Below are 2,163 nucleotides of genomic sequence, written 5' to 3'. Positions count from 1 at the left end.
CTTCACCGCCGAGGAAGGTGTCGCCGTTGGTGGATTTCACTTCGAAGACACCGTCGCCGATCTCGAGGATCGACACGTCGAACGTGCCGCCGCCGAGGTCGTAGACCGCGATCATGCCGGTTTGCTTCTTGTCCAAGCCATAGGCGAGGGCGGCCGCAGTCGGCTCGTTGATGATGCGCAGGACTTCGAGACCGGCGATCTTGCCGGCATCCTTGGTGGCCTGACGCTGGGCGTCGTTGAAGTAGGCGGGAACCGTAATGACGGCCTGCGTCACCGGCTGGCCCAGATAGGCCTCCGCGGTTTCCTTCATCTTCTGGACGGTGAAAGCCGAGATCTGGGACGGMGAATACTGCTTTCCGTCGACTTCGACCCACGCGTCGTTGTTCGGACCCTTGACGATCTTGTACGGGACAAGACCCATGTCCTTCTTGGTCATGGGATCGTCGAAGGTGCGGCCGATCAGACGCTTGATGGCAAAGAAAGTGCGCTCGGGATTGGTGACCGCCTGGCGCTTGGCCGCTTGGCCGACGAGGCGTTCCCCGTCATCCGTGAAGGCGACGATGGACGGAGTGGTCCGGGCGCCTTCCGCGTTCTCAATAACTTTAGGCTGCGAGCCTTCCATAACGGCAACGCAGGAATTGGTGGTTCCGAGGTCGATACCAATGACCTTTCCCATGGCGGGATCCCTCACTTTCAAGCAGACCGCCGAGCCCCGAAGCAGCTCGGCCCATGGCTGTGGTTGAACGAATAGCAGAGGTTGTCCGGAAACCGGGCAACTCTGCGCGATGGCGCTGATATAAGAAGGCGCCGCGGGGCCCGCAAGTCGAAGCTGAGACGTTGTTGAAGCCAATCTGACCTGGATGGGCGGTTTCCAGGTCGTTCCCGGTCTCAGAACCCCCGTTTCACGTCGGCCAAGGCCCGGCCCAGAGCGTCGGCGAAATTTTCGCGCTCCGGCGGCGACAGGGCATGGGCGATCACCACCTGCCGCCCGCGGGACGCGAGGGCCACTTCCTGAAGGCCAAACTCATCGTCCACATTGCGGGTCAGTTTCGTCCAAAGAGGATTGAACGACCATTCGCGGGATTCCCCGCGATGAGAGACTTTTCTCAAAAAGAGCTGGACCGGCGTCAGGATTAGCTCTTCAAAGGCTCGGCCCTGCCTGTCGCTGACGCGAAGGGCGATATACAAGCCTATGAAATCGAGACCGAAGAACCCCGCGATCGGCCAAAAGCCGAGGATGACGAAGGGCAGGCTTGCAATAATGGAGCACAGGCAGACCAGGATCATGACGATCCGGAAGCCTTTCGGCCCAAGCGAACGGTGCGGCCGAATCACGGCTGAAAAAACCGCGCGTTCAAACCGCTCCGCCTGATCCGAGATGGCTTTGCCGTTCTCCATGCGCCGATTATAACGCCCGTCATGTCCGATCCAAAGCCGTCATCCAGCCGCAACGGAAAAGTGAAGAAACCGGTCGCGAGGGCGCCCCGCGCCGCGAAACCCGTCGACAACGCGACGGTAGTCGAGATCTTCCGCCGTTTCGAGGCTGCCAATCCACATCCGGAGGGCGAACTCGAATATCGCAATCCCTATACGCTCCTCGTCGCCGTGCTGCTCTCGGCGCAATCGACCGACGTGGGCGTCAACAAGGCGACGCGGCTGCTGTTTCCCCTGGCCGATACACCACAGAAGATGCTCGCGCTCGGCGAGGAGGGCGTGCGCGAGCGGGTCAAGACGCTCAACTACTTCAATACCAAGGCGAAGAACGTCGTCGCCATGTCGAAGCGCCTCGTCGAGGATTTCGGTGGCGCGGTGCCCCGGACGATGGAAGACCTCGTCAGTCTGCCCGGTGTTGGACGCAAGACCGCCAGCGTCGTCATGAACATTGCGTTCCAGGTGCCGCATATCGCCGTCGACACGCATATTTTCCGCGTCGCAAACCGCATTCCACTCGTCGTCACGAACACGCCGCTGGAGACGCAGGAGCCGCTGGAAAAGCGCGTGCCCGACGCCTTCCGCCTCCATGCTCATCACTGGCTCATTCTGCATGGGCGCTACGTCTGCAAAGCGCGCGCGCCCGAATGCGCGCGGTGCCTCATCAACGACCTTTGTCGCTATCCCGCAAAGACGCTGTAGCGCGACATCAAAGTTCGGTCAGCCGAACAC

General features: G+C 61.1%; 3 protein-coding genes. 1 reads left to right on the top strand and 2 read right to left on the bottom strand.

Annotated elements, in window-relative coordinates; genetic code table 11:
* Both AC1DT3_RS18795 and AC1DT3_RS18790 read right to left on the bottom strand, forming a co-directional pair.
* The coding region (locus tag AC1DT3_RS18795) for an Hsp70 family protein (RefSeq protein ID WP_477466741.1) at positions 1-676 on the bottom strand (676 nt) is incomplete at its 3' end.
* Positions 677-888: 212 nt separating this feature from the next.
* Positions 889-1,398, bottom strand: coding sequence for a DUF2244 domain-containing protein (locus tag AC1DT3_RS18790; protein WP_477466740.1), 510 nt, complete (start codon positions 1,396-1,398; stop codon positions 889-891).
* Positions 1,399-1,419: 21 nt separating this feature from the next.
* Here AC1DT3_RS18790 and nth point away from each other — a divergent pair, with 21 nt between their 5' ends.
* Positions 1,420-2,133, top strand: coding sequence for an endonuclease III (gene nth / locus AC1DT3_RS18785; RefSeq protein WP_477466739.1), 714 nt, complete (start codon positions 1,420-1,422; stop codon positions 2,131-2,133).
* Positions 2,134-2,163: the final 30 nt, after the last annotated feature.

This window comes from Microvirga sp. P4_G7 (assembly GCF_056401005.1).
This window is presented reverse-complemented; position numbering and strand designations above follow the sequence as displayed.

Bases quoted from the DNA above. Each gene is read 5' to 3' on its own strand.
- AC1DT3_RS18790 (WP_477466740.1), bottom strand. From the start codon at position 1,398: ATGGAGAACGGCAAAGCCATCTCGGATCAGGCGGAGCGGTTTGAACGC.
- nth (WP_477466739.1), top strand. From the start codon at position 1,420: ATGTCCGATCCAAAGCCGTCATCCAGCCGCAACGGAAAAGTGAAGAAA.